Below are 25,394 nucleotides of genomic sequence, written 5' to 3'. Positions count from 1 at the left end.
TTCAGCACCTATGGAGTAGAGTATAACACTTATGTCGGCTCGATTGGCGATGAATTCGCAAGCCTCCAGGTCTCGCCCAAGGGCAAGACGATAACCCGATCTTCGCCGATGCCTTTGTTCATTCTGCCTGCCTCCAGCCGATCGAGCGCTTCCCGGGGCGTGTCGTCCGCCAATTTGAACGCTCCGTAGTGCATGGGGACGAACCATCCCGCCCGGATATCCTCGAACGCTTGCAGCGCTTCTTCCGGAGTGACATGCTGCGGCCCCATGAACCATTCAGGCTCGTAGGCGCCGATCGGCATAAGCGCCACATCGATGCGGAACCGGCTCCCGATCTCCCGGAAGCCTCGGAAATACCCGCTGTCTCCGGCAAAATAAACGGTAGGAGCAGCCGAAACAAGCGGCCTGCCTTCCGCGCCGGCTCTGCGGCTGTCTCTGCCGTCTGCATCGGCGGATGCCGCCGCTTCCCGCATCGAAGCCGACAACGTCTCCTTCCGTGCGTCACGGGTCTCGTCACCGGTAACGGATATCGCACGTCCGCCAGCCGCGCCCGCGGACTCGATAACCCAGCCGCCCCAATGGGAGCTGTTCGTATCCCAAGGATTGCGGCGCGTCCAGTGCTGCGAAGGCACGAAGGTGAAGGTCACGCCCTGGATGACCGTGGATTCCCACCAATTAAATTCCGTCACGTTGGAGAAGCCCTTCAGTCTCAGCTTCCCGCTGAGGCCGGCCGGCACGAGCAGGCGCCTCGTCCCCGTAAGCCTCCTCAAGGAAGAAATGCTTAGATGATCGTAATGCGAATGCGACACGAGCACGACATCTACAGGAGGCATCCGGTCGATCGGGATGCCCGGCGCCGACAAGCGCTTCTGGAAGGCCATCTGGCCGGACCACACCGGATCCGTCACGATATTCAGTCCGCCGATCTGCATGAAAAAGGTCGAATGTCCGATCCATGTTATCGTGGGAAGCGTCTTGTTCTCGAGCAGGAACGGCAGCTCCGGTTCGACGCTGGGAATGATATAGGAATAATCCTTCTGCCTCAGCTTCCGGACTCGTTCTTTACGCCATCTTTTGAACTGCTTTAAGGAATTATGCTGTTCCACCTGATCTTGGTTGACGAATCTTCTAATCCTCAAGTTCAGCTCTCCCTCCTCGCCGAGTACGACTTATCAATAAGATACCAAGCGATAGGCATGCATTGCAAATATGCCCAGCCCCGCGAAAGCGGCTTTCGCGAGGGGACCGTTATGTTCCATTGTACTCCGGGAACGGCTGACCTTGTGCCGAATACTGGGATTATCCGCAGCTGTCATGGTATAGTAAAAAGGATAGTTCAATGGGCATTAACCGCATGCGCCATTGATTTCTGCAAACAGGAGGCGAACTTCTTATGAAGCTAATATCGATAGAACCTACCCCCAGCCCCAATTCCATGAAATTGAACGTGGACGAGACGCTGCCGCGCGGGCGAAGACTGACTTACCAGACGAACGAAGCGGAGAACGCGCCGGAGCCGCTCAGAGGACTGCTGCTCATCGAAGGCGTCCGAAGCCTGTTCCGCACGGCCGACTTCATCGCGCTTGACCGGAAGCCTGGCGCGGACTGGGCCCGTATTCTCGCGGAGGCGCGCGTGCTGCTGCAGGCCGGCGAAGAAGGCGACGGAGCGGCGGCAGGCGGGATGAACGCCGGCTTCGGCGAAGCGCAGGTGCTCGTGCAGATGTTCCGCGGCATACCGATTCAGGTGAGAGTCCGCATGAACGACGGCGAAGTGCGCTCTGCCCTCCCCGCCAAATTCACGGACGCGGTTAACGCGGCCGCGGGCTCCAGCATGATCAGGGAACGGAAGCTCGAGGAATTCGGCGTCCGTTACGGCGAACCGGAGGAGATCGCGCAGGAGATCGTCCGCGAGCTGGACGCGACCTACACGGACGAGCGTCTGTCCGCTCTCGTCGAAGCTTCGCTCGCCGCGAGACCGGGCGAACAAGCCGCTCCTCCCGCTCCGAGACCCGCTCCTCTAACGCTGGAAGAGACCAAGCGCGAGTTCCAGTCCGACGACTGGCAGGTACGATACGCGGCGCTCGAGCGTTACGTAAGCGAGCCGGAAGGGATTCCGCTGCTAGCGGAAGCGCTAAGGGACGAGAACGCTTCGATCCGCAGGCTGGCCGTCGTCTATTTGGGCGACCTGCGCTCGCCGGAATCGCTGCCGCTTCTGTTCGAGGCGCTGAAGGATAAGTCCTCGTCCGTCAGAAGAACGGCCGGCGATACATTATCCGACATGGGCGATCCGGCCGCGATCGGTCCGATGATCGAAGCTCTGAAGGACAAGAACAAGCTTGTCCGCTGGAGAGCCGCCCGGTTCCTCTACGAGGCGGGGGACGAATCCGCGGTCGATGCGCTTGAAGAAGCGGCCAAGGACAGCGAGTTCGAAATCCAGCTGCAAGCGCAAATCGCGCTCGAGCGGATCAAGCGCGGCGAGGAAGCGGCGGGCACCGTATGGCAGCAGATGACCGCCGCTCGCAATCGGAACGGCTGATCTAACATGATAGAAGCCCGCGGCAACGCGTGGTCCGGGAGGACCGCGCGATGACGCGGGCTTTCTTTTTGGAGCTTAGCCCCTTACGGGTAATTAAGATGCAGGTTAATCAGCAAGGAATTGTCGCTGCCGAACTTCTCGTAGCTTGCCCGGTAGCCGACCGCCACTCCTACGTCCTGGAACGCCGCTTTTAGCTGCTCGGGAAATCCGTCTCCGTCCGCGTAGCGGAACTCCAGATGCGTAGTGCGGGATCGAACGGCCGAATGAATCTTCTTCCGCAGCTGCTCGCCGTCCGTCACCGTATTCTCCTGTTCGAGCCAGTGCAAGCCAAGCGACAGCTTCAGCTTGCCGTAGCGCAGCGCCTCTCTTTCGCCGCTCTCCGCTTCCAGCTGGTCCAGCGTATCCGCATAAGCGGCCGACGCCTCCGGATAGCTTCTCGTCCAGCCGTGATCCTTGCGGAGCTCTTCGTCCGTCTTCAAGTAATAGGTATAGCGGATTCGATCATCCTGCGCGCCGATCGGGTCGTCCCACGTCAGATCCAGATGATACCACTTGCCGTCCAGCTGCACCATGTTCCACGCGTGCTCTCCCGTATCGACCGTGCCTTCGGCGATCAGAACGGGAATGCCTACTTGGTCCAGCATCCGGTAACCGATCAACGAGTATCCTTGACAAACCGCCTTGCCGCGGACAACCGCGTCGTATGCCGTATAGTAGGTAAGCGATTGATCGTATTCCACATGCGTGACGACCCAATCATGAATCGCTTTTACCTTCTCGTGGTCGTTCATGCCGGGCTTGATGATGTCGGCTAGCGCCTCATCGATCACGCGGTCGACTTCGGCCGTCTCCTCGGGCGACTCCCGGTATCTCGCCTCCACCGAAATCGTCGACTTATTGCCCCAGCTTCTGATCGTATACAGATAGGATTCCAGGATGTAGGCGGAATAGTCGTCATACGTAAGCGCTTCTCGGATGATAGCCGTCATATTGTCGGACAGCTTGGACTTGTCTCCTATGTAAGTGGCGGAGAAGCGCTCGGAGCGCTCCTTGAAGCCGGAGGCCAGAGCCTGCTCCAGCTTGCCGTAAGGCCGGTCTGCTGTTTCCTCGCCGCTCACGTATCTCTTCTCCAATCCGCCCTCTCCTTCAGCCGATTGCATCGCAACCTCCGAGCTGGCGGTAGACGGGAACACGTCCATCTTCTTGTTAAGGCTGTATGCCGCTGCGACGATGACGACCAGCATCAGCAGCTTGAACCATCCTTTTCGCATACGTTCCTCCCCCAAGGTTACGAAGTCGAAGTCATCCGCCTGCATGGCCGGCCGCGAACGACGGCAGCCGGAAGGCAGCCGCAATCCGCGCTATTCCTATCATCATATGCTTGTATGACCGAAAGATGACTTCTACTTCGCGCGAACGGCGTCGGCGAATGCCCGCGCCCGCTCCGCGATCAGGTCGAACCGTCCTTCCTTCACCCAATCCATATTGACAAGCTTGCCGCCCATGCCGACCGCGTTCGCTCCCGCGCGGAAGTAGTCCTGGATATTGTGGAGATCCACCCCGCCCGTCGCCAGAATCGGTATCTCGTTCAGCGGTCCGCGAATTTCCTTCAAGTAATTGACGCCAAGCGTGCCCATCGGGAACAGCTTCACCGCATCGGCACCGGCTTTGATCGCTTTCACGATCTCCGTCGGCGTCATGACCCCCGGCCAAACCGCGATGCCCCGCTCCTTGCCGTAAGCGATCACTTCCTCATCGAGATTCGGCGAGATAAGAAAACAAGCGCCGGCCGCGGCGGCTTCTTCGGCTTTCTTCACGTCGATGACCGTTCCCGCGCCGATATGCGCTTGATCCCCGAATTTCTCCCGCCAGCGATGGATCATCTTCGCCGCGCCTTCCGTATTCATCGTTATTTCCATCAGCTTAATTCCGCCGTCGATAAGCGCTTTTGCCGTCTCATCGGCCCGCGAGTCTTCAATGCCGCGCAGGATGGCGACAATCTTGTGCTCCAGCAATTCGTTCAGCATGCTGCCCATGTGATTTCCCCCTGTTCTTATCGCTTCCAATACTGCCCCAATATTCGCAAAAACAAATTCGGAAACGGCAGCTTGTCCATATCCTCCCGCCCGATCCAGCGGTATGCCGATCGCGCGGCGTCCGTCTCGTAGCCGGCCCCCGCCTCCGCAGCCATGATGTTCTGCGCGTCGGCGCGGCCTTCGCCCAGATCCGCCTCATACACCCGCATATGCCAGTGAATATGGCTGAACACGTGCTCCTCGTCCGCAAGCCAGCCGGTAGGCCGGATTAGCAGACCCGCCTCATCCTCCAGCGCGCGGGTGATCGCCTCGGCCAGCTCCGCGCGTTCCTTCGGCGCGTCTTCCCGGTACCAGTCGCCGGCTGCGTCACCTGCAAGCACATGCGGCAATTCCCACATTTGCGCAAGCAAGCCCGACTCCGGGCGCTGCCGCACCAGTATTTTGCCTTCGTTCGCGCCGCTTCCTCGCACGATAGCGGCCAGACGGTACTCGGGACGCGGCGGCTTCGCTTTTGTCTTGACCGGCAGCTCCAGCTCTCTTCCTTGAAGTCTTGCCTCGCAATGCTCCATAACCGGGCAAGGCAGACAGCTTGGCGACTTCGGGGTGCATACAAGTGCGCCAAGCTCCATTAGCGCTTGGTTGAAATCTCCCGCTGCCCCCTCCGGAATAAGCGAAGCCGCCAGCTTCTCGATGCCGACTCTTGTCTTCGGCTTCGCGATGTCGTCCTCCAGGCAGAAGAATCGCGATAATACCCTCATCACGTTGCCGTCGACCGCCGGCTCGGGCCGGTTGAACGCGATGCTCATGATCGCGCCGGCCGTGTAGGGGCCTACGCCCTTCAATCCGGCCACCGCCTCTTTGTCGTCCGGGATAATCCCGCCGTATAGCTGCACGACCATCCTCGCTCCCGCTTGCAGGTTCCGAGCCCTCGAATAATATCCGAGCCCTTCCCAGCACTTCAGCACCTCTTCCTCGGGAGCATCTGCCAGAGCCTGTACGGTAGGAAATTGCGCCATGAATCTTTCGTAATAAGGAATGACCGTCTCTACTCTCGTCTGCTGCAGCATGATCTCGGACACCCAAATCCGATACGGATCCTTATTCCTTCTCCAAGGCAGGTCGCGATTGCCTCTCCTATACCAGGCGAGCAGTTCTCTGCTGAAATACAATGATGCCTCTTGCTTAACCATCCAATCGATTCCTTCCGCTTACGTCGTTGTTTGTTTTTCCGTTATGCTCTATTATACGAGTTAATAGCTTCTATGCCTATGGAAGGAGTTGATCCTATGAATCTCTTGCGAGGTTACGGATGGGTGGTAATAAAAGGACTGGGAGCCGCCGTCTTACTGACGGCATTAGCGGGCTGCGGCGGAAGCGGCGATGCCAAACCCGCGGGAAACGCCCTTCAGGACGCGCCCGCCGAGGTAGCCAGCCTGTACAAAGCGAATTGCGTCAGCTGCCACGGCACCGATCTGCAAGGAAAAATCGGAGAGAAAACCAATCTACAGAAGGTCGGCGAGCGCATGACCGCCGCCGAAATCATTACCCAGATCGAGCAGGGAAGCGGCGTTATGCAGGGCTTCTCGGACAAGCTGACGGAGGCTGAGATTTCCAGTTTGGCGAACTGGCTGGCCGGGAAAAAATAACACGAAAAAAAGCTGCCTGTTCCCCCTTAGGGACGGGCAGCTTGTATGAGGAGCCGCTTCATCTTAGTAACCGATAAAATTGCCGTTCCATTTCGGCGATTTGCACGCATGCTCGATTACGGGACCGGCATAGGTCCAGCCCGTCTCTCCCATCTGCGGATGGGAAGGGAACAAGTCACCTTGCATAAGGAGCAAATCGTCGCCCCAATCATTGGAATAGAGTCCTTCGACTTGTACCCACTGCCCGGTTTTATACCGTCGCTTCGTACCTTCCTGACGTCTTCTATGCATGGCCGTTCTCCTTTCAGCGCATACCTGCTTATGTACCTATTACATGCAAGTATGGGCCAAAGGTTACAACTTTATCCTCTCGATGACGGCGAACGCGGAAGCAAGCGCCCTCTCATGCGTAATCGTCAGATGGATAGCCGTATCGAATGCCCGAAGCGATAGTCTGCTCCAAGCCTCGTCCGTCAACGAGACGGTCGGCTTACCGTATACGTCCCTCTGGATATCGATATCCCCGAAGCCGAGCAGGCCGCCGATTCCGCAGCCGAATGCTTTGGATATCGCTTCTTTGGCAGCGAACCGTCCCGCGACGAATTGCTCAAGCCTTGCTCCCTTGTAGGACTCCGCCAGCTTTCTCTCCCCATCCGTCAATACCCGCTTCATCAGCCGTTCGCCATATTTGCCGCCCAGCATCTCGGATACGCGGACCACGTCCGTCAAGTCATGTCCGATCCCAACAATCACGCCATTGCCTCCTTTTCCTGAAGGTGACATTAGCAGATGGTTCCAGCAATGTCAACCTAGGAGCTCGTTTCGCCGCACCCCGCAAAAAAAGGCTGCAAGGCAGTCGTGCGAACGACCTGCCAAGCAGCCTTCCTTAAAGCTAGATGCCGGGAATCGGCGATCGTTTGTGCTCGGTTTTCAAATACTGCTTCTCCAGCTTCTCCCGTACTTCCGGCGCAACATCCTTGCCTTCCAGGTAGTCGCTGTTGTCGTCGTACTTGATGCCCAGCTCGTCCTCATCCGTCTGGCCTTCCCATAGACCGGCCGTCGGCGCTTTATTCAGAACGCTGTCCGGGACGCCTAGATAAGCCGCGACCTGACGAACCTGACGCTTGTTGAGCGTGCTGAGCGGCGTAATGTCGACCGCGCCGTCGCCCCACTTCGTATAGAAACCGGTAATCGCTTCGGACGCATGATCGGTGCCAACGACGAGCAAATTGAGATCGAAGGCCAGCGCGTATTGCATCACCATGCGCGTTCTCGCCTTCACGTTGCCTTTGCCGGCCCGGCTGATATGACGGGGAATGCCAAGCGATTTGAAGGAATGCTCGACCTCCAGCGCAATTTCGTCCACCGCTTCGGCGATGTTCGTCTCCGCCGTGTGCTTCAGATCGAACGCCTTCGCGACCGCGTAGCTGTCCGCGATGTCGACTTGATCGCCGTATGGCTGGAATACGCCGAGCGTCATATAATCCTTGCCCGTCTCCGCCGTGAGCTCATCCGTTGCGCGTTTGCAAAGTCCGGTCGCGACCGCGCTGTCGATTCCCCCGCTGATCGCAATCAGCAGACCGGTCGTTCCCGAAGCCAGCACGTATTTCTTCAGGAAATCGACCCGCTTGCGGACCTCTTCCTCCGGATTTATCGTCGGCTTCACGCCAAGACGTTCAATAATTTCCTTCTGTAAGGTCATATGGCAGCTCCTATTAACCGCAATATTTATCGAATGCTTCGGTCAAATCAGCCGCAATCTCCGCGGCGGAACGATTCTCGATTTGATGGCGTTCGATGAAATGCACCAGCTCTCCGTCCTTCATCAGCGCGATGGAAGGGGAGGACGGCGGGTAAGGAGCAAAATATTCGCGGGCTTTCGCCGTAGCTTCTTTGTCTTGGCCGGCAAACACGGTAAACAGATGATCCGGCAGCTTCTCGTTCTGCAACGCTTGCGCAACGCCTGGGCGGCATTGGCCCGCGGCGCATCCACACACGGAGTTGATTACGATCAGTGCCGTGCCTTTCGCGTCCGGCACGTTCGCTTCCACTTCTTCTGCTGTGCGAAGCTCCTGGATACCCAGCTTCGTCAGATCGTCACGCATCGGCTGAACCATATCCAGCATGTATCTCTCGAACGACATCGACATTTCAAACCACTCCTTGAAATAGGTTATTTTTAGCTATTATAACGCCCCTTACGAAAAGAAAGCAACCGGAGTTATGCCTCCGATTGCCCTCTTCCGCCATGTTATCCGCTTACGTCCGGAAGATCGACTCCGCTCGCGGCGTCTTCTTCCGGATGGGCAAAGCCGCCTGTCTCCGGCGGGATGCCTCTCTCGAACCAATCCCGGTTCTCAGACGTTAAGAACCCGATGTCTTTGAATGGATGCACCCACTGGTCCCCGGACATGATCGCCGGATCGGTCTCCGTGCTCCATTGCTCGAGGGGGGAATGCTCCGATTGGTACATGTGATCGCCGATGACGACTCCGTATTCGTTAACGAACGGTTCCCTCGGTCCCCGGTCATCCCGAAAAGCGGGAAGAAACTCGATTTCGTAAGGGTCGAGCGACGGATCATCCTTCTCCTCAGGCCCGGTCATCGGTTAGCCCCGGACTTTAGGTCGACGGACGGTTCGGTCCGTTCAGCTTCTTGTCGATGCCCGGGCCCTCTTGGTTCGCCTTCGATTGATTGCGGGCCGCTTGCTCCTTCTGCTCGGCGGAATCTCCGCTTGACTGGTAACGGTCAGACATGTTGCCTTCCTCCTTCAAGTGGGGTCGCGGCTGCCGGCAAGCGGCATCCGCTCTTTGCCATTCAAGGAGTATTATGCGCACCCGTCGCGTTCAATATGTTAAAGGAAACGATAAATGTCGTGCCTCCTCCTTCCGCGCTTTGGACGTCGATTCTGCCCCCGTGCCGTTCGGCAATGCTGAGGCACAGCGGCAAGCCAAGGCCCGTCCCCTGGGTCTTCGTCGTAAAAAAAGGCTCGAACAAGCTTTTCATCGTATCCGGTGGAATTCCGACGCCTTCATCCGATATGTAAACTTTAATTTCCCCGTTCTCATAAGCGGTTCGAATTCGGAGAACGCCTTTCTCGCCCATCGCTTCCATGCCGTTGCGCGCGATATTCAGGAGCATCTGCTTAATCTCCCGGTCATTGAGCTTCAGCGGCGGCAGATCCTCGCTTATGTCGACTTCCAGCGACTGTCCTCTTAGATTGGCATCCGCGAGAAGCAGCGGCGCCAGATCGTTGATGCTCGCGTTCAGGGAAGCCGTCTCCATCTCAAGCTCCCGGTTCTGGGCAAGCGAGAGGAAGTCGCTAATAATGAGATTCGTCCGGTCCAGCTCTTCCATAATAACGCGGAAATACTCGCGATGAGCCTGCGGGCTCCGCTCCTGAATCAATTGGACGAAGCCTCGGATGACGGCCATCGGATTTCGGATTTCGTGCGTTATGCTGGCGGCCATCTGCCCGACTAGACTGAGCCGCTCCATCCGGCCGATCTCGTCCCGCAGCACGCTCAGCTCCGTAATATCCTGAGCGATCAACGCGGCGCCCGTCACCTCCAGATTACCTTCGTCCCGGAGCGTCACGGACGAATAGAGCAGCATCTTCCCTTCCTCCATATGAGGCACCGTTCCGGATGGAATGCCCTGTAATCCGCGTTCCAGCAGGTTGACGCACATGCCGCCGGCGCTTTCTTGAAATACGTAATCGTATCTCTTCTTCTTCAGGTCGTCCACGCTTTTGTACGTATCCGTCAAATGAAACCGCCGAAGCCCTTCATCGTTGACATGCGTGATCCGTCCGTCCCGGTCGATGATCATAACCGCGATGGGCGCGATGTCGATAAACTGTTGAAGCTTCTCTACCTCGTTCCGATAGCTGGTCGACAATTGATTCACTTTGTTATGGAGCTGCTGCTTTTCTTTAATCCCCTCGATGATATAAATCGACAGCCAGATCGCGAGAAGCATCCCCGCTACGGCCATCAGGACGTCCAGCGCGGCGGACAGTGTCCAAGGTATGCCGTCCCTCACCAGAAGCACGCTCATGATGATCGTCGTAACCAGCAGCTGCAGGAAAATAACGAATAGTCCGATTCTCTCTCTCCTAATAGACGAAGCCCTTTGAAAGCGTCCGATCGCCAGTAGCAGGAGCAACACCGTAAAGCACAAAAAAACAACGAAGCTGAAGGTTTCCTCCAAGCTGCTCAGCGTCGGAATTCGCAGCGCCGTGTGAAGAACCGTCAAGGCGATCATCGCGCGATAACCGCCGTATAACGAACCTATCAGCAATGGAATTATTCGAAAATCTACTTCGTATTCGTTCACCGATGAGGTCGTAAGCAAACATAATACTATGGATAATCCGCTCGTTATCGCGATGAAAGGCCTAAAGCCATTCCAACCGCGTTCTTTGTCATGCCAAAGAAGGAATGCGAATACGGGCAGCACCGAAAGAAAAAATTGGAGCAGCAAATCCTTGAGCACTGTAATCCGCGCCTCCTAACCCTACTCTTTATCTATGTGCGTGTGAAGATAGCTGACTGTGAATCCAATCGATGATCATGTCTATCGTTCGCGCTCCATCGATATCGTTATGAAGCTCATGATAGCCGCCTTCAACGGAAATCCACTCGCATCGCTCTCCAAGCGAGGACGCCAGCCGCTTGCTGGATTCGTAGCAAGTGATGCGGTCGGCGTCGCCATGCAGTAGCAAGAGCGGAAGCTGAAGCTCATGTCCGTTCCGAAGCGCCCGCTCCCCCGCTTCCTGCACCTCCAAATAAGCTTTGGGCGTAATAATGGTATGATTAAGCGAATCATCTTGAATCGGCGATATGTTCAAATCGCTGGGACGGTAAAGGTCCTCCGGCTTCAGGCCCGATCCCATGCGCAGCGCGGGCCACAGCTTCGCGACGCCTCTCCCGAGCCATTCCTTGATCGCCGGCGGCTTGAACGCGAGCCTCAGCCAAGGGCTGGAGATGATAAGCCCCTGCATATCCGGCCGGCGACTAAGCGCCGTATTCAGCGCGATATTGCCTCCCATGCTATGTCCGTACAAATAGACGGGCAGACCGGGATGCCTCTCCTTCGCCTCCGCAAGGATCGCCATCGTGTCATCGATCGCTTCCTCGATGCTGGCGATATGGCCCCGCGCGCCTTCCGAGCGGCCGTGTCCCTGCAAATCATAGCCGACGACAACGATCCCCGAGTCCGTCATCCGTTCCGCCACGTGCCGGTATCGTTCTCCCTGCTCGCCATGACCGTGAACGATCACGGCGACGGCCTGGGCCTTGATCTCCGCAGGTTTCCACTCCCTGACGTACAGCTTGCGACCGGATATCCCGTGAACTTGCCACTCTTCCCGTAACATGGCGGCTCGGCCTCCTTGCCCCTTTTATCTAATTAAATTATACTGGAAATCATAAATTTGAATATAGAAAAAGTTAACTACTTTGATAGCGTTAACCATGCAGGGAGTTAAAAAGTGAAATGAATTTTGACGTTATTGTAGTCGGCGCGGGATCAGCGGGACTGATGGCCAGCGTATCGGCGGGAGAGAGCGGCGCGAAGGTGCTGCTGCTGGACAAAGGAGATAAGCTGGGACGCAAGCTTGGAATTTCCGGCGGCGGCCGCTGCAACGTGACCAATGCCAAAGAGCTGGACGAGCTGATCAAAAACATACCGGGCAACGGCAAATATTTGCACAGCGCTCTTGCAGCCTTCGGTAACAAGCATATTATCGGCTTCTTCGAGGAGCTCGGCATTCGGCTGAAGGAAGAGGATAACGGGAGAATGTTCCCGATCAGCGACAAAGCCAAGACGGTCGTCGACGCCCTGGTGGGCAAGGTCCGGTCGCTTGGCGTCGACATTCGGGTGAACAGCCCCGTCGATCGCGTGCTCTACGAGGATGGACGCGCCGTCGGCGTGAAGCTGAAATCGGGCGAAACCATCCGCGGCGGCGCGGTCATCGTCGCCGTCGGCGGCAAGTCCGTCCCTCATACCGGCTCTACGGGAGACGGTTACGCATGGGCGGAGGAAGCGGGCCATACGATCGTAGAGCTATTTCCTACCGAGGTGCCGCTCACGTCGAAGGAGCCGTTCATCCGCAGCAAGGAGCTGCAAGGCTTATCGCTGCGCGGGGTCTCGTTATCGGTCTGGAATGCCAAAGGAAAAAAAACCATTGAGCACGAAGGCGATATGATCTTCACCCATTTCGGCCTCTCGGGCCCGATCGCGCTGCGATGCAGCCAGTTCGTCGTGAAGGGGCTTAAGCAGAACGGCGGCGAGCCCGTCCGGACGACGATCGACCTCTTCCCGGACAAGTCCGCCGACGAAATCTACAGCGAGACGCTGGCTTTGTGTCGGAACGAATCACGCAAGACGGTGAAAAACGCCGTCAAAGGCTTTTTCCCCGAGCGGCTGATTCCGCTCTTGCTGAGCAAAGCCGGCGTACGCGAAGACATCACGTACGACAACATCCCGAAGCAGGCGTGGCTCGAGCTGGCTAAGACGGCAAAGGCATTCCCCGTCATGGTGAATGGCACGCTGTCCATCGAAGAGGCGTTCGTCACCGGCGGCGGCGTCCATCTGAAGGAAATCGATCCGCGAACCCTTCAGTCGAAGCTGATGGACGGACTGTACTTCTGCGGCGAAATATTAGACATCCACGGCTACACTGGCGGCTACAACATTACGGCTGCCTTTACGACCGGCTACAACGCCGGCAAGCATGCCGCGGAAAGCCGAAGGTAAGGGAACATTTGCTCAGCGAGTAGTCGCATGTCTACCGTCATGGATCCCGGGAGCGTAGGGAGTGGGCGACTCTCGGCGAGCGCTCCCGGTGGGGGATCGTTGGTGGGCACCCCGGTGGGCGATCGTTGGTGGGCTTTGGTGAGCGAGTAACGGAACTGAGCGACGTTATTTTGCGGAAAACGTGGGCTTTTCGGGACCTAACGGAACTGAGCGACGTTATTACCCGCAATTGGGGTAGAATCGCACTGAAAACAGGCGAATAACGGCGCACAGTTCCGTTACCATTCGAAATGATGCGGTTTTATCCGAAATAAGGCTTCTCTGTTCCGTTGCTATCACAACTAGAACCTTATTGACATAACCATAGCCAAAGAAAGGTACAGCCTCCATCAGAAGGCTGTACCTTTATTGCGTTTACGTGTGGACATCGCCGGAAAAATGATTGTAATGCTCGGGATCGGGCCTGAACTCGTCCTCGCCGTATTTCCCCGCGCCGTCATGGTTGTGGTATTCCTGCTGATCCTCTTGGGCCACCCAGTCCTCATTCACGACATGAGCCGGGATGGTAATCCCATCCAGCGCGTATGCCGTGTTGGTAATCGCTTCGTTCCGGATCGCCGACTGCTCCACTAGTTGCCCGCCATGCGATTGCGCAATTTCGAGCGCTGAAGTCAGGTCTCCCCCGTCTACGTGGATGTGCATGCGCGTATCGCTGTGCATGACGGGGTCATAGCCCAGCTCCTGCAGCATGCTTCTCGCCAAATCCGCGCTTCTGTTATCGCTGAAGTCGAACATTATCGCCGAATGCTGTGACAACGGTCATCTCCCTTTCGCTAGCTCAATATGATGTGACACTTACTCGTCATAGCAATAGCATGCCAATTTTTCGGAAAATCATGTTTAACGCATCAGTTTTCGAAGCTCTTCATTGTTGATAATAAAATAATGATTTTTCGCCTTCCCGTCGTGCAAAGGCAAAATCAGTTTTTTATCCAGCAGCTTTCGTATGACCATTAAACTCGCCTGGTCTTGGTTTCCCAAACAATCATTGACGTCTTTCATTCGAAACGGCCTGCCCATCATCCGCAGGGCAACCAGTGCTTCCTTCTCCGTCAAGCTCAGCTCGATTGACGCTCGGCGGCTGTGCTTTACCAATAACGTATGAACGGACTCGCGGCAAAGCTCCGGTTGCATGTCAAGCTCATCCCAGCTGAATGGGCAATATAAGATTCCAAGCATGACCATATGGCGGATTCGCAGCTGCTCCGTGTTGAACTGCTCATTCGTTAAAGTCTCGACATACGCAAAATAATCTTCGCTTTCGAAGCCTGTCCAATACGGCACGTTCAGCGCGTTGACAAACAAAGGCTGATCCGGGCTGTTCATTAGCTCATATTCCAAGACAAAGCCTTCAAAGGTTTGGAAAACCGGCCACAACGCTTCCTTGAACATTTTTTTGGTGCCCGTCAAATCGCCCGACAGCCGCTCTAGTCTCAGCCCGCTGGCACCAGCGCGCTGCTGCTCCACAAATAATTCGAATTGTTTTTCGAAATCCATCCCATTCGCCCCTTAAAACAAAAATAAGCGTCGTTCTTCCTTCAGGAAGTACGGCGCATTCTTTACGCTTAATCGATATAGTACTTATTTCACCCGATGAACCCCGATGATTTCCGAAGCGCTCCCTTGCAGCTGGATTTCAACCTCCGTCGTCTTGACGGTGCCGTTCGAATAATATGCCGTAAACACAAAGCGTGCCGGGCCGTCCTCCAGCCCCTCGAACGCTTCGTCCCACAGCTCACCGTTCCAGATGGTTTGTGCTGCGTCCTCCGCCGAAAGAACCGCCTCATAGATACCGAAAGCGACCTCTACCCGTTGCGCCCGGGTCGGCGTTCCCGTCATGGTCGTATCCGCACGAAGAACAAACTTCTCCCCCGCCCAGAATACGTCATAGCCGCGCGGCGAATCCGGATTTCCGCTTTTCTTACGATTATAGGCTTGTCGATGGCTGTTCCACAGCTCGGTATGAAGCACTTCCCCGCCGACATGCAGCGTCCTTACCGGGATCGTCTTCTCCACGACAACGGACGGAGCCTTGCCGTCGCTTACGGTCAGCCTTACTAGCCAATTACCGGTTTCTACCATCCGAAGCTGCGGCTCCGTATGTTCGTAATCCGGATCAAGCGTATACTGGAATGTCCGTCTTGAGCCGCTTGGACTGATGGTTTCATAATTTACCATTAAAGTATCGTCGTCCAGATCGCGTATGCTTGAAGCCAATTGAACCGTATCCCCTTCATATACGGGATTCGGCGACCATAATAAGTCCGCTGTTGGGGGACGGTTGTTTACGACTTCAATTTGTTTGGCGACGGTTTCCATGTTCCCGTTTGGAGTGCGCGATCTCCACTCGAATGTATATCGCCCGTTTGGCATATTGCCTATAGTGATGGCTCCATTCCAACTTTTCGCTCCATAGCCGGTCGATGATTCCAGCTCGGATGCCAATACGATCGTGCGCTGATAAGCCGTCCCTTTGAAAATGACAACCGTGGTTGCCGAAGGGTTCGCCAACTGATCCGGATACTTGGTCGTATGTGCATATAGCTTGTAGCTGTCTCCCACTACAACGGTATCGACATCTTGGATAGCCGAGTCTAGCGAATCAACTCTGCCTGTTAATTGAATCGGCGTTTCGACGTTAACGGAATACGTCTGCACCGCCGTCGAACCCGCCACCGTGCCGTTGCCGCGAATCGAGAACGTATAAGGCCCGTCCGGCGTCGTATTCGGAATCGTAAACGTTTCGTCCGCCCAGCGAATATCGTTGCCCGTCTTCGTCCCCGTGTAATACGGAACGTTTCTTGAAAGAATGCTCCCCATATTGAACTGGAGATGGATGGCGTACGGATAGCGCGTCCACAAATCATAAGCCGTCAGGCTCTCGCTGGCCGGTACGCTTGCCAATGAGAAACCGGGGTAAGTCGTTTTTAGGTTTGATTTCATTTGTACAGGAACGGTCGTCGGCAAAATATAAGTGCGCCGAATGGGGTCCGACCAAACGCCTTCAATGTCCTGGACCGTGTAGTCCAATATATAGGAGCCCGGTTCAACCGATTCCGGGATTCTCGTATATACTTCGCCGGTTCCTTCGTTCGTCAGTTTAATCGCTCGCGCTTGGATACCGCGATCCGTAGCCGCTCTCGTTATGCTGTGATCGAGGTCGTAGCTAAGATCGATCCATGAAGTCCGGTAGCGATTCTCTGACAAAATGTAGTCGAAATCCAGCGCGACGTCCGGAATCGGTTTGCGATGGACGTAAACATCTATGACGGATTCATTAGAGTAGTAAGAATAGTCCGCGAAGTTAGGATCAGTGCTTGGTAAGTCTTTGGTACGTCGAATGAACTGGTACTTGCCTGGCTTATTCAGTGTTATCGCTGATTGGTAGGGTTGCCAGTTTGCCGAGCTTTTATCGGATATGAGTTGCTTCCCGCCGAACGTGTCGAAGCCCATCGAGTTATCGTAATAGTTCGGCTCCTGCGTGATCTGAAGCTGGTCGTTCTCTTCAGGAATCGAATCCTTTTCAGCATCAAACGTGGCCGTGGCCGTTTCAATTGTTTCTCCGATAAGCTTCAGCACTTTTGGATTCGCGGGATTGCTTTCCGCGATATATTGGATGACGTCGTCCACTACATTTTCAATAGAGTCATCATGGGCAATGAACTTTTCATGACTAATCTGCGATTCAAGAATATCCGATCCTACAAGGATTAGATGGGCGTTGTGTTTGTTCATCACATTTTGCAGGTCTGATAACTGAGTCGCCCCGCCATCTGAAATATAGATGACATATTTAGTCGGAACGGCGCGCATAAAGCTCGTATCGAATGGCTGCCGCACGTCTTTGTAAATCGTGCCGCTGTAGAAGCCGGTATAGCTGTCGTACGATACCATTTTGGGTTCCCATACGTCACGAGTCCAGTAAACCGTACCCGAATAGTAGGCCGTCCAACCACGGGAGCAAGAGCCATTCTTTGGTCCCGTAGAGCCACAACTCGGGCCGTTCGGTGATTCGCCTGTACGGGATAACGTACCGCTATATTGCCCGTCACTGTATGATTGGGAGCCTCCACAATTGTTCCAACTACTCGAACTATCATAATTGCCCTTTTCGTCATAATAGGTAGTAACGGAACTTGAACATGAACCTGTTGCGGTCTTTGAATCTGTTTTGGAAACATATTTCCCTTCATCCACCGAGTACGGAGAGTTTGAAACACTGGTTCTCGTCAATGTCCCGGAATAACCTTCTGAGCTGTATGTCGTGGTACTTGGCGGATATGATGTGCCGGTACTTCTGCTTGTACTTGCCGACTGGCTGTACGTATACGTCTTCATATCCCAAATGCCGATGTTGGCCAGCATGTTCGCGCTGTTAAAGGCATTGGTAAGCGTCACCTTGTTTCCGCGTACATAATCCGTTGATTCTTGCTTAAGGTTCGCGTCGAGCATGAAGTAGACGTCCATATCTGCTTTTTCATTTGGAACGTCCAAGTACAGATCGCTCGACGGCGCGTAGTTATCGATGAAGAAATACGATTCTACCGTATGCGTCTTATCGTCAGCTGGAGAAACAAACTCCATGAGTCGATTTTGAGTTGTTCCTTCTTTCGCATAGGCTACGATTTGGTACTGACCGAGCTTACTCAGCTGAGGCAGCTGCGTAATCGGTTCATCCGTTTCGAATACAAGATCGTCAAAATCGCCGTCATTATCCGAATCGTGATATACCTTCATGTTTTGCTCAGCGATAAAGTCCCCATCCGTGCTAACTACATCATAAAGCAGCTCCAATTGATCAAGGCGGCTTATCTCCGTGTTATAGGCATGGACCGCAACGGCGGGTTTATGGTCAGGCATGATTTCGTAATCAACCACATACGGATCGGAATAACGTGTAATCGTTTTGCCGCCGTCATAAGTAATAACGCGCTTGGCCGCAATGCTCATTTTATAATGGCCAGGCTCCTTGTACATATACATTTTTTCAGACTTATTCGATTCGCAATAGCCTGTACGACATTTCAAATTCGGATCGCTAGGTTTAACGAAGCTGAATGAAGTAATTTCTAGCGGCGAATTTTGCTCCACCCATTGATCATTGCTGGCGGCCGATCGATCGATGGCCGTCATCGTACGGTTTTGCTTATACAAACCTTCAAGTTTAAGGGAAACTCGGGGTTTCGATTCATGAATGACGACATGCTGGATTTTGAACGACTCGGTGCCGTCCGGGGCCGTGAATGTCGTCTTCACTTCCCTGATACCTAATTTGTCTTCGCCAAAGATATAGTCGCCGTTGTAAAATTCCTCGGCATCAATTTCAGCTCCATCGATAAATACCCGTTTGGTAAACTCGTCATATCCTACTGGATCCTCGCAGCCTTTATGCGGAATCAAATCTGGAGCCGAATCGGTTACGGGGAAAGGCACGACGTCATACCAATCAAACGGCCAGTCAGCTTTCGGCGAAATGTACTGCGGTGGAGCTGGCAATGTGTCGTGGTCTACTCCGCAACCGGCTACGGGAGTATGTATGACCGTTACGCTTTGTAATGCCATGGACTTGTTATTCACGGTTGCGTCCTTGTCAACAATTGTTTGCTTAATCTCGAATTGTCGCGCTATTGAATCGGAAACCATTTCTTGTGAGAACTTTGATTTCATAAAATTGTGCAAGAAATTTTGTACGGCAGCTTGATCAAGATACCCAGCCTTTGGGGCTTTGACTTCCGGGATTGCAGGATCAAATTTTCTCGTTGCTTTGCTTCCGTCACTGATATTTGTAATTTCGAATTCGTAATAATCGACGTCTTCTCCATAGGAGAAATCTTCATATCCAACCATCGCGCTTGTAAACTGCGATAAACGCTCGAACTGAATTTCAGGAACGACACCGAAGCTGCTAAGCATCGGTTGTTTTTCAGTCGGTTCAAAATTAACTTCAAGGTTACAGTATTGAGACGAATATGATGGATTGCTGTAGGTATGGTCATAATAGAACGCGAAAACGCCCGCATTTGATTTGAATTTCCATACATCGTCACTCGACCGATCCAGCTTTTGAGTATCAATTTCGATGGTGTACACAGCTGAAGCGGTGTTACTTTTTACGACAACACCATCCTTGGCTTTGTTGGAAGCGAGCTGCGTATATCCCCCGCCTGCTGGGTTGCTCATATCCAAGCGCCAGTAGTCTATATCCTTTCGAGTATAGTAAAGGAATTCGTCTAATGGCTCCCCGTAATAATCCTCGTCAAGCAAGGTTCCGGTCAATTTTACTTCTACTTTCACTTTCTTGCTTTTCCCAATGGGAATTGGTTTGTTGCTTACCGGCACTACAGCGCAGGAAGCCTCTACTCGTTCGCGATCCTTTGTTGTTTCATCCAATTTCGGCATGAAGAACGTTTGATACCAAATGGAGTTACTGTCCCAGCTGTAATGATACATCGTGCCAATACCACGTTCCTTGGTTGTTGGTGATTGGTGTAGGGACATGTACTGCCTTGGGTCACGATATTGAAAACCAGTTAAAACCTTATACCGGTCCGAGTATCTAACGCTCTGAGTCATTGTAAAATTAAGCTTGTTTTGAATGTATTCTCTAATTTGGTCGAAATCTCTACTCGTTACATCTTCACGGCCATCGTATACCGCACCTGGAGTAGATGGTTTACGTGCGTAGTCATTCGGAAGCTCTTTCCAAGGCAAGTATATCCAATGTTTATTTTGGATGGGGACTCCTAAATCCATGTCTACGATAAAGTTGATATTTGAATAGAGGTTGTTATCATAGGTGAATCCGAGGTAGCGATATTCCCCAAATACATAGCCACCATGTTCATTGCTATATACGTAAAAGTGGCCTTGACCCGGGATAATTACGCCACCGTCCGGTTGCATTCCTTTTTTAAAGCTTTGGATCTTTGAAGGGACAGTAAACGGTGTACCATATACGATAAGCTTGCGAGCCGGAAGAACGGTGTATGGATCATTGTCTATAATGACGGGATCAAAATAAAACTTAGAATTGAACTTGAAACCATTTTTGTTATCCTCTGATGGTAACGAACAAGGGGCAACGCCTTCGGGTATAGGGCCGTCGACTGAGGTATTATATTTACACTTATTAGGATAACCATTAATGGAAGTTGGAGTTGATACAGTTGCTGCCGTCGCATGTTCTTTTGGCCAATATACAAATGAACTGAATGAGAATAAAAATGCGACTAACAGCGTCCAAATGATTCTTTTGCGAATCCTTATGGTCACCTAAAGTTCCTCCCTAGTAATATAGCGTTACTGAAATCAACTTACCTAGATTCTTATATTCGAAATTCTTTCCGTTATAGGTGAAACTTTTGCTAATACCATCGGCCATTAATAAATCAACCTGTTTTTTAAGCCCACTCCCCATTCCAGGACCGGCGAGCATATCGTAAACGGATGCCAAATAGTTCTTCGTATTTGGAAATGTCGTATCGTACGGGAAAACAATGCCGGCCGTCTTATAAGTATCTGGATCAACTTGAACAATAAGTTCTGCGGTTGGCCGATTTTCAAACTGCATGGTCTTAGTCATATAGATCCATTTTTCATAATCATCTTCGGATTTAAAAATCTGGAGCCCGCTACCGCCGAATTTATAGATATAACCTGTTTTAATATGTTGGGAAGCCAATGCAACGAACTTATTGTAAAAGTCATATTTGGTCTTATCGCTAAACAAGAAGACTGTCCCTTCATTCTCTGTATAATACAGGCCCTTTAGGCTGGGCTTAAATGGTATTCTTAGTGCTGGTTCTCTAAGACGCTGTGCCATTGTTAATGCCTCGGCCCTTGTGACATATCTCTTCGGATAAAAATTGTTGGTTGGATACCCGTTCATTAAGCCAGCAGCCAAAACATCAGCACGGTAAGTACCCGCATCAACTCCAAAATTGTTAAAATCTTTGAGTCCAGAGTTTTTCAGTATGTGTTCAGCGTATTGGATCTGCAGCCTGAAGTCGAAGGTAGTAAACCAGCTCCCAAGTAAATAGGATGCTTCTTCCCTCATAATCTGCTTCTTAAACCGATTGTAGTCCTTAGGAAAAACTAAATCGTTTGTATAAATAAATGGAGTCTCAAAAATAAAATCAATGAAGGGCTTTGCCCAGTAACCTGCCGACGCAGATTGGAAATTAAACTTTTGCCTACTTACTGTAGATTTAATAGTGTTCAAGTGTCCCGGTTGTACAGCCCCTAACTCTCTATACCACTCCGGATCAAACTCCGTTTTCCCGTCCACCGTCACGCTATGTGCACGTAGCATCATCACTAGAAACTGATCCGCCGTCACAACGTCATCCGGGCGGAAGGTGCCATCCGGGAATCCATCGACGAGGCCGCTTTCGTAGGCTTTTAAGATATTGTCCTTCGCCCAATGCTTTGCGATATCCGTGAACGGCATTTCGTCAGTAGCGGCAACATCAGCCTCAGCTTGAGCTTGTCCAATAGGCGCGATAGAACCCAGCAATAACGCCAGAGCGATAATAACTTTCTTCATTCGTAGTTCCTCCAATGTTGGTTATTTAAGAAACGCTTCAAGTCTCGTAAGGATCTTAATCGTCTCTGCTCGCGTTACGAGGGCCTCCGGCCGGAACGTCCGGTCAGGATAGCCGGAAATAATGCTTTGACTGCTAACCAAGTTAATAGCGGCCATGTATTCCTTCTCCAGCTTCGACACGTCATTGAAGCTTGCTACCTTCGGCTTGTCCACAGCGAGCAAATTCATGATATTGGCACACAGCAGCGCTGCGTCCTTCCGCTTAAAAGGTGCCCGGAGCTGCTTCTCTTCCCAACGGCTTGTTATGCCTAGATCCGCCGCCGCGCTTACATACGGAGCAGACCATTCACCGCTCGTTTCCCTCAGGAAGTCGTATTCCTTCCATCCTAGCTCCAGGCTCTTCTCTTCATCCTTCATCTTCCACCGGAATAACGGCGACCACTGGCGGAGACCGTTCGGCTGTTCCTCGGTCAAGGCCAGCACCAGCATCTTAATGAAAGCCTCGCCGGTAACCGCGTCCTCCGGACCGAACTTTCCGTTGCCATATCCTTTAACGATGCCTCTCTCCACATAACCGTCAATGTCCGCCTTCGCCCAGTGTAAAGCCGTATCCGAGAAGTGAGGCACGTCAACGATTAGGTTATAGAAAGCTTTGACCGGCGCGTCGATCGTTATCGTATAGTCGCCCTTCCGAGCAGGCGAAATCGTATAAGCAGTCGCCCAATAGGTTCGGTCAGCCCCTAGAATCCGGGTGCTGTCCTTTCCCTTAATCTCGTGACCATCCGGCAGCTCCAACCGGGAGCCAAACGAGCCATCGTAGCCTTCCACGGTTAACGTCAACGTTTCGACATCCTCGGACAGCTGAAAGGTTTTGGTAACGACCGCCCTCTCCGAAGCGTAAACCGAGGAGAAGCCGCTCCATACGATAAAAGCGCTTAGGCTGACTACAATGGCAAACATAGCCAAAAGTACGGTTCGTTTCAGTTGTAACATGCTTATACACTCCTTGCCAATTCTTATTTTTAGATGCGAAGGGAACGCAAAAAAGCACACTTCTCCCTGTCATGTAACAACAAGGAGCAAGCGTGCTTCGCTTCGCCCGGACTATGAATCATCAAATTTCGACGATGTTCTTCTTTCCATAGATTACTTCAGGAGCCGGCAGCCTGTCAATAAATGACTGTTCATAAATTCTCTCTAAACCGCTCCCTCGACCGCATCAACACGCGGCTGCGGCTTATGCTTGAACAGCGGAACAAGCACGAGCATGCCCAGGAACATGAGAATGCCGGCCGCGCCGTAGATGCCGACGAGCGGGAATACTTTCTTAAGCTGACCTGCCACCAGCGTCATAATGACCATCATGCCCATAAACATCGGCCCAAGAACCCCGTTGACGCGTCCCACGAATTTCTCTTCGGTCCACTGGAGAATCATCGTGCTGATGCCGATTTGAATACACGGGAACCCCAGGCCGCTGATGAACTGCAGTACGAAGGTGGACGGAACATTCGTCGACAGCCCGATACCCACCATCGTAATGGAGCTGATCAGCATGCCAAGAGCAAGCAGCTTCTGCGGCGAAACCTTCTTCGCCAGCGCCATGACCGCGCCCCCGCCGACCAGCATAGCAACGCCGTTTACCATCAGCAAATATTGAAGAAACTCCTTCTCCTGTCCCAAACGCTCGATCACCACGAACAATCCGAGCGTCTGCACGGTGCCGACGGCAATGCCCGCCAGCGCAAAACAAGCGCCAAGCGACTTCAGCACGGGGCTGCGCCATACATACTTCAGACCGTCCGCCATTTCCGTCCAAAATTTGCTAGCCTCCCCGCCAGCCGAACGCTCGATCTTGCGATCGCGGGGAATCCGGTACAATACGATCGCCGACAGCAAAAACGCGACGCCCATAATGCCGACCGACGCCTCTATGCCTAACCGCTGATAGCATATGACCCCGAGCGAAGGCCCGATTACCATAAAGATCGCGATGAGCGACTGGAACAGCGCCATCGCCTGCTGCAGCTGTCCCGGTTCGATATGCTGCTTGAACAGCTTCATCGCGGACGGCTGAGAGAATTGCGACAAGATCGCCGAGATGAACGTAACCAGATAAACCATGTGCCACGAGCCGTACATCAACGTAAGCAATACGGCGAACACCGATACGGCCGACAGCAAATCGCACCATATCATCGTCAATCTAGGCTTCCAGCGGTCCGCGAACGTTCCTCCGATGAAGGAGAACACGAAGATCGGAAGAAACTCCACGAAGCTCATCAGGCCGACCGCAAACGGATCGTCGTTCGTCATATCCGTCACGTACATCAGGATGGCGAAGTTCCGTACCCATATCCCGATTTGCAGCAGCACGTTCGAAAATAAAATCGTTTGAAAAAACCGGTTGCGAAACAAATGGCCCGCCGGCCTCGCCGGCATTGCTTGATCCATCATCGCTTGATCTCACTCCCTAATTTAGTTATAGCCTTTGTCCCCGAACGGCTGCAGCTTCTCAAGCCATTTCTCTTTCAGCGATTCGACCTCTCGCTTATAGCCTTTGGAGACATGCTTAAGCTCTTTGCCCTCCGCGTCGTAGACATCCTTATAATCATAGCGGACGCTTCCATCCGTTTTAACGGTCTCGAGAACGAGAAACGAGAACTGCTCCTCCCCGAATTGCTTCCACTCCTTCTGAAGCTCTTTGTTCATATGCGAGCCCATTCCGAGGACGAATTTCTCTTTGTTCCATAATCCGTTCAGATTGGTAGACGCTCCGACAAACAAACGGCCGTTCGCTTCGTTTTTGATCTGGTAGACGCCCATCTCCCGTTCCCGTTCCTGATATTCTGCCGTGAGCGCCTTTCGGGCCGCTTTATCGGGCTTCGCCTCTACGGCGGGCTTCGTCGTCTCGGCCTGCATGCTCTCCGCCTTCTCAGGCTTCTGTTTTGCTCCGCCTGCCGCCGCCTGCTTGCCTCTCTCTTGCTCTATCATTCTAGTATCATCCTTTCCCATAACCGGCACCCAGTAAACGGAGCCGTCTTCTTTCCTGCTCAAATATCCGTAATCGACCAAATAGCGCCGGATCGTCACATAATCCTCGACCGAGACCCGTCTCAATCTCTCGCTCACTTCCGTTTCTGAATACGAGACGCCTATTTGGAAGAAGGAAGCGATATGGCGCAGCACCGCCGCCTTCCGCTTCTCTTTGCGCGGGAGCGAATCCAGCGGACCGTCCGGCCCATCCGGAAAATACTGCCGGATGATCGCTTCGTACTCCTCCTCCGTCACGGCAAAGCGCTCATCGATAACCGTTGCAGTACGATGAATCGGAACAAACCTCGGCGCCTCCTTCGCTCCGGCGTCCATGAGCTCCATGATCGCCAGCAGCAGCTTCGCTTGCTTCGCTTTCTCCTTCAGCACGAACCGATGGTTGCGGACCGTCGAAGCGCTGCCCCCAGTTCTCTTCACGATTTCGTTATCCGCGAGCCCCGCCGCGAAATCGCGAATCATATCCTTCTGAACGTCCGTCAGGCCCGTAGCTTTCTTATCCAGACTGAGCAAGTACCCCAGCATCGAGCCGTGCTCCATGTTCACATGATACTCGGCATATTTGCGGGCTTCGAAGAACCGCTCTTCTCCGGGAAGCTTGAAAATTTCACCCTCCTCGAACCGCGCGCCGCAGATCAAGCAGCAATAGCCGGCGAACGAATCCTCCTGCTCATACATGAATCCTTGCTTCATATCGGATAGCGACGCTTCCCAGAAGCGTTCATCCAGACTCATTCCCATTGCGCTCACGCCTTTCA

The 25,394-nt window shown here is 53.3% G+C and carries 22 protein-coding genes; 3 read left to right on the top strand and 19 right to left on the bottom strand.

Features of this window, described 5'->3' with window-relative positions; all coding sequences use genetic code 11:
- Positions 1–29: 29 nt before the first annotated feature.
- A complete protein-coding gene (locus NQZ67_RS19745) occupies positions 30–1,139 on the bottom strand; it encodes an MBL fold metallo-hydrolase (RefSeq protein WP_257449266.1) in 1,110 nt (369 codons plus the stop codon).
- A gap of 254 nt (positions 1,140–1,393) precedes the next feature.
- On the opposite strand from NQZ67_RS19745, the gene NQZ67_RS19740 reads away from it, so the two are divergent.
- Positions 1,394–2,536 carry a conserved virulence factor C family protein gene (locus tag NQZ67_RS19740; RefSeq protein ID WP_257449264.1) on the top strand — a complete coding sequence of 381 codons (1,143 nt, stop codon included), beginning with the start codon at positions 1,394–1,396 and terminating at the stop codon, positions 2,534–2,536.
- A gap of 83 nt (positions 2,537–2,619) precedes the next feature.
- Here NQZ67_RS19740 and NQZ67_RS19735 read toward each other — a convergent pair whose 3' ends face one another.
- From NQZ67_RS19735 to mutY, 3 genes are all read right to left on the bottom strand, one after another.
- On the bottom strand, positions 2,620–3,807 hold the full coding sequence (locus tag NQZ67_RS19735; RefSeq protein WP_257449263.1) for a transglutaminase domain-containing protein: 1,188 nt from the start codon (positions 3,805–3,807) through the stop codon (positions 2,620–2,622).
- Positions 3,808–3,939: 132 nt separating this feature from the next.
- Positions 3,940–4,572: a bifunctional 4-hydroxy-2-oxoglutarate aldolase/2-dehydro-3-deoxy-phosphogluconate aldolase gene (locus NQZ67_RS19730; protein WP_257449262.1), complete on the bottom strand. Its 633-nt coding sequence runs from the start codon at positions 4,570–4,572 to the stop codon at positions 3,940–3,942.
- A gap of 17 nt (positions 4,573–4,589) precedes the next feature.
- Positions 4,590–5,762, bottom strand: coding sequence for an A/G-specific adenine glycosylase (gene mutY, locus NQZ67_RS19725; protein WP_257449261.1), 1,173 nt, complete (start codon positions 5,760–5,762; stop codon positions 4,590–4,592).
- Positions 5,763–5,858: 96 nt separating this feature from the next.
- Between mutY and NQZ67_RS19720 the strand changes: the two genes are divergently transcribed.
- Entirely contained in the window at positions 5,859–6,218 is a 360-nt protein-coding gene (locus NQZ67_RS19720) for a c-type cytochrome (RefSeq protein ID WP_257449260.1), read from the top strand.
- 63 nt (positions 6,219–6,281) lie between these two features.
- On the opposite strand, the gene NQZ67_RS19715 is transcribed toward NQZ67_RS19720, so the two are convergent.
- The 8 genes from NQZ67_RS19715 to NQZ67_RS19680 form a co-directional block, all read right to left on the bottom strand.
- Positions 6,282–6,509, bottom strand: a complete 228-nt coding sequence (locus NQZ67_RS19715) for a hypothetical protein (RefSeq protein ID WP_257449259.1) — start codon at positions 6,507–6,509, stop codon at positions 6,282–6,284.
- A gap of 63 nt (positions 6,510–6,572) precedes the next feature.
- Positions 6,573–6,971, bottom strand: a complete 399-nt coding sequence (gene acpS / locus NQZ67_RS19710) for a holo-ACP synthase (RefSeq protein ID WP_257449258.1) — start codon at positions 6,969–6,971, stop codon at positions 6,573–6,575.
- Positions 6,972–7,110: 139 nt separating this feature from the next.
- Positions 7,111–7,920 (bottom strand): NAD(+) synthase, encoded by an 810-nt coding sequence (gene nadE, locus NQZ67_RS19705; RefSeq protein WP_257449257.1) that lies wholly within the window; start codon positions 7,918–7,920, stop codon positions 7,111–7,113.
- 13 nt (positions 7,921–7,933) lie between these two features.
- Positions 7,934–8,368 (bottom strand): BrxA/BrxB family bacilliredoxin, encoded by a 435-nt coding sequence (locus tag NQZ67_RS19700; RefSeq protein ID WP_257449255.1) that lies wholly within the window; start codon positions 8,366–8,368, stop codon positions 7,934–7,936.
- A 101-nt stretch (positions 8,369–8,469) separates the two neighbouring features.
- Positions 8,470–8,823, bottom strand: a complete 354-nt coding sequence (locus NQZ67_RS19695) for a DUF3905 domain-containing protein (RefSeq protein ID WP_257449253.1) — start codon at positions 8,821–8,823, stop codon at positions 8,470–8,472.
- Positions 8,824–8,839: 16 nt separating this feature from the next.
- On the bottom strand, positions 8,840–8,974 hold the full coding sequence (locus NQZ67_RS19690) for a hypothetical protein (protein ID WP_257449250.1): 135 nt from the start codon (positions 8,972–8,974) through the stop codon (positions 8,840–8,842).
- A gap of 61 nt (positions 8,975–9,035) precedes the next feature.
- Entirely contained in the window at positions 9,036–10,715 is a 1,680-nt protein-coding gene (locus NQZ67_RS19685; protein WP_257449248.1) for a two-component system sensor histidine kinase NtrB, read from the bottom strand.
- Positions 10,716–10,743: 28 nt separating this feature from the next.
- Positions 10,744–11,598, bottom strand: a complete 855-nt coding sequence (locus NQZ67_RS19680) for an alpha/beta hydrolase (RefSeq protein WP_257449246.1) — start codon at positions 11,596–11,598, stop codon at positions 10,744–10,746.
- Between the two features lie 119 nt (positions 11,599–11,717).
- Between NQZ67_RS19680 and NQZ67_RS19675 the strand changes: the two genes are divergently transcribed.
- Entirely contained in the window at positions 11,718–12,980 is a 1,263-nt protein-coding gene (locus NQZ67_RS19675) for a BaiN/RdsA family NAD(P)/FAD-dependent oxidoreductase (RefSeq protein WP_257449244.1), read from the top strand.
- Positions 12,981–13,394: 414 nt separating this feature from the next.
- Here the strand turns inward: NQZ67_RS19675 and NQZ67_RS19670 are convergent, their stop codons facing one another.
- The 7 genes from NQZ67_RS19670 to NQZ67_RS19640 form a co-directional block, all read right to left on the bottom strand.
- Positions 13,395–13,796 (bottom strand): hypothetical protein, encoded by a 402-nt coding sequence (locus tag NQZ67_RS19670; RefSeq protein WP_257449242.1) that lies wholly within the window; start codon positions 13,794–13,796, stop codon positions 13,395–13,397.
- Positions 13,797–13,880: 84 nt separating this feature from the next.
- Positions 13,881–14,537 (bottom strand): hypothetical protein, encoded by a 657-nt coding sequence (locus NQZ67_RS19665; protein ID WP_257449240.1) that lies wholly within the window; start codon positions 14,535–14,537, stop codon positions 13,881–13,883.
- An 84-nt stretch (positions 14,538–14,621) separates the two neighbouring features.
- Positions 14,622–20,312, bottom strand: coding sequence for an Athe_2463 domain-containing protein (locus NQZ67_RS19660; RefSeq protein WP_257449238.1), 5,691 nt, complete (start codon positions 20,310–20,312; stop codon positions 14,622–14,624).
- 13 nt (positions 20,313–20,325) lie between these two features.
- Positions 20,326–21,585 carry an S-layer homology domain-containing protein gene (locus tag NQZ67_RS19655; RefSeq protein ID WP_257449236.1) on the bottom strand — a complete coding sequence of 420 codons (1,260 nt, stop codon included), beginning with the start codon at positions 21,583–21,585 and terminating at the stop codon, positions 20,326–20,328.
- Positions 21,586–21,606: 21 nt separating this feature from the next.
- Entirely contained in the window at positions 21,607–22,578 is a 972-nt protein-coding gene (locus NQZ67_RS19650; RefSeq protein ID WP_257449234.1) for an S-layer homology domain-containing protein, read from the bottom strand.
- 204 nt (positions 22,579–22,782) lie between these two features.
- Complete coding sequence (locus NQZ67_RS19645; protein WP_257449512.1) at positions 22,783–24,039, bottom strand: MFS transporter; 1,257 nt, start codon at positions 24,037–24,039, stop codon at positions 22,783–22,785.
- A 24-nt stretch (positions 24,040–24,063) separates the two neighbouring features.
- On the bottom strand, positions 24,064–25,377 hold the full coding sequence (locus NQZ67_RS19640; RefSeq protein WP_257449232.1) for a DUF2087 domain-containing protein: 1,314 nt from the start codon (positions 25,375–25,377) through the stop codon (positions 24,064–24,066).
- Positions 25,378–25,394 lie beyond the last annotated feature (17 nt).

Origin of the sequence: Paenibacillus soyae, assembly GCF_024623455.1 — a bacterium.
GTDB lineage: Bacteria > Bacillota > Bacilli > Paenibacillales > Paenibacillaceae > Pristimantibacillus > Pristimantibacillus soyae.
Note: the sequence above shows the minus strand (reverse complement) of the source record. Positions and strands in the feature narration are given on the sequence as shown.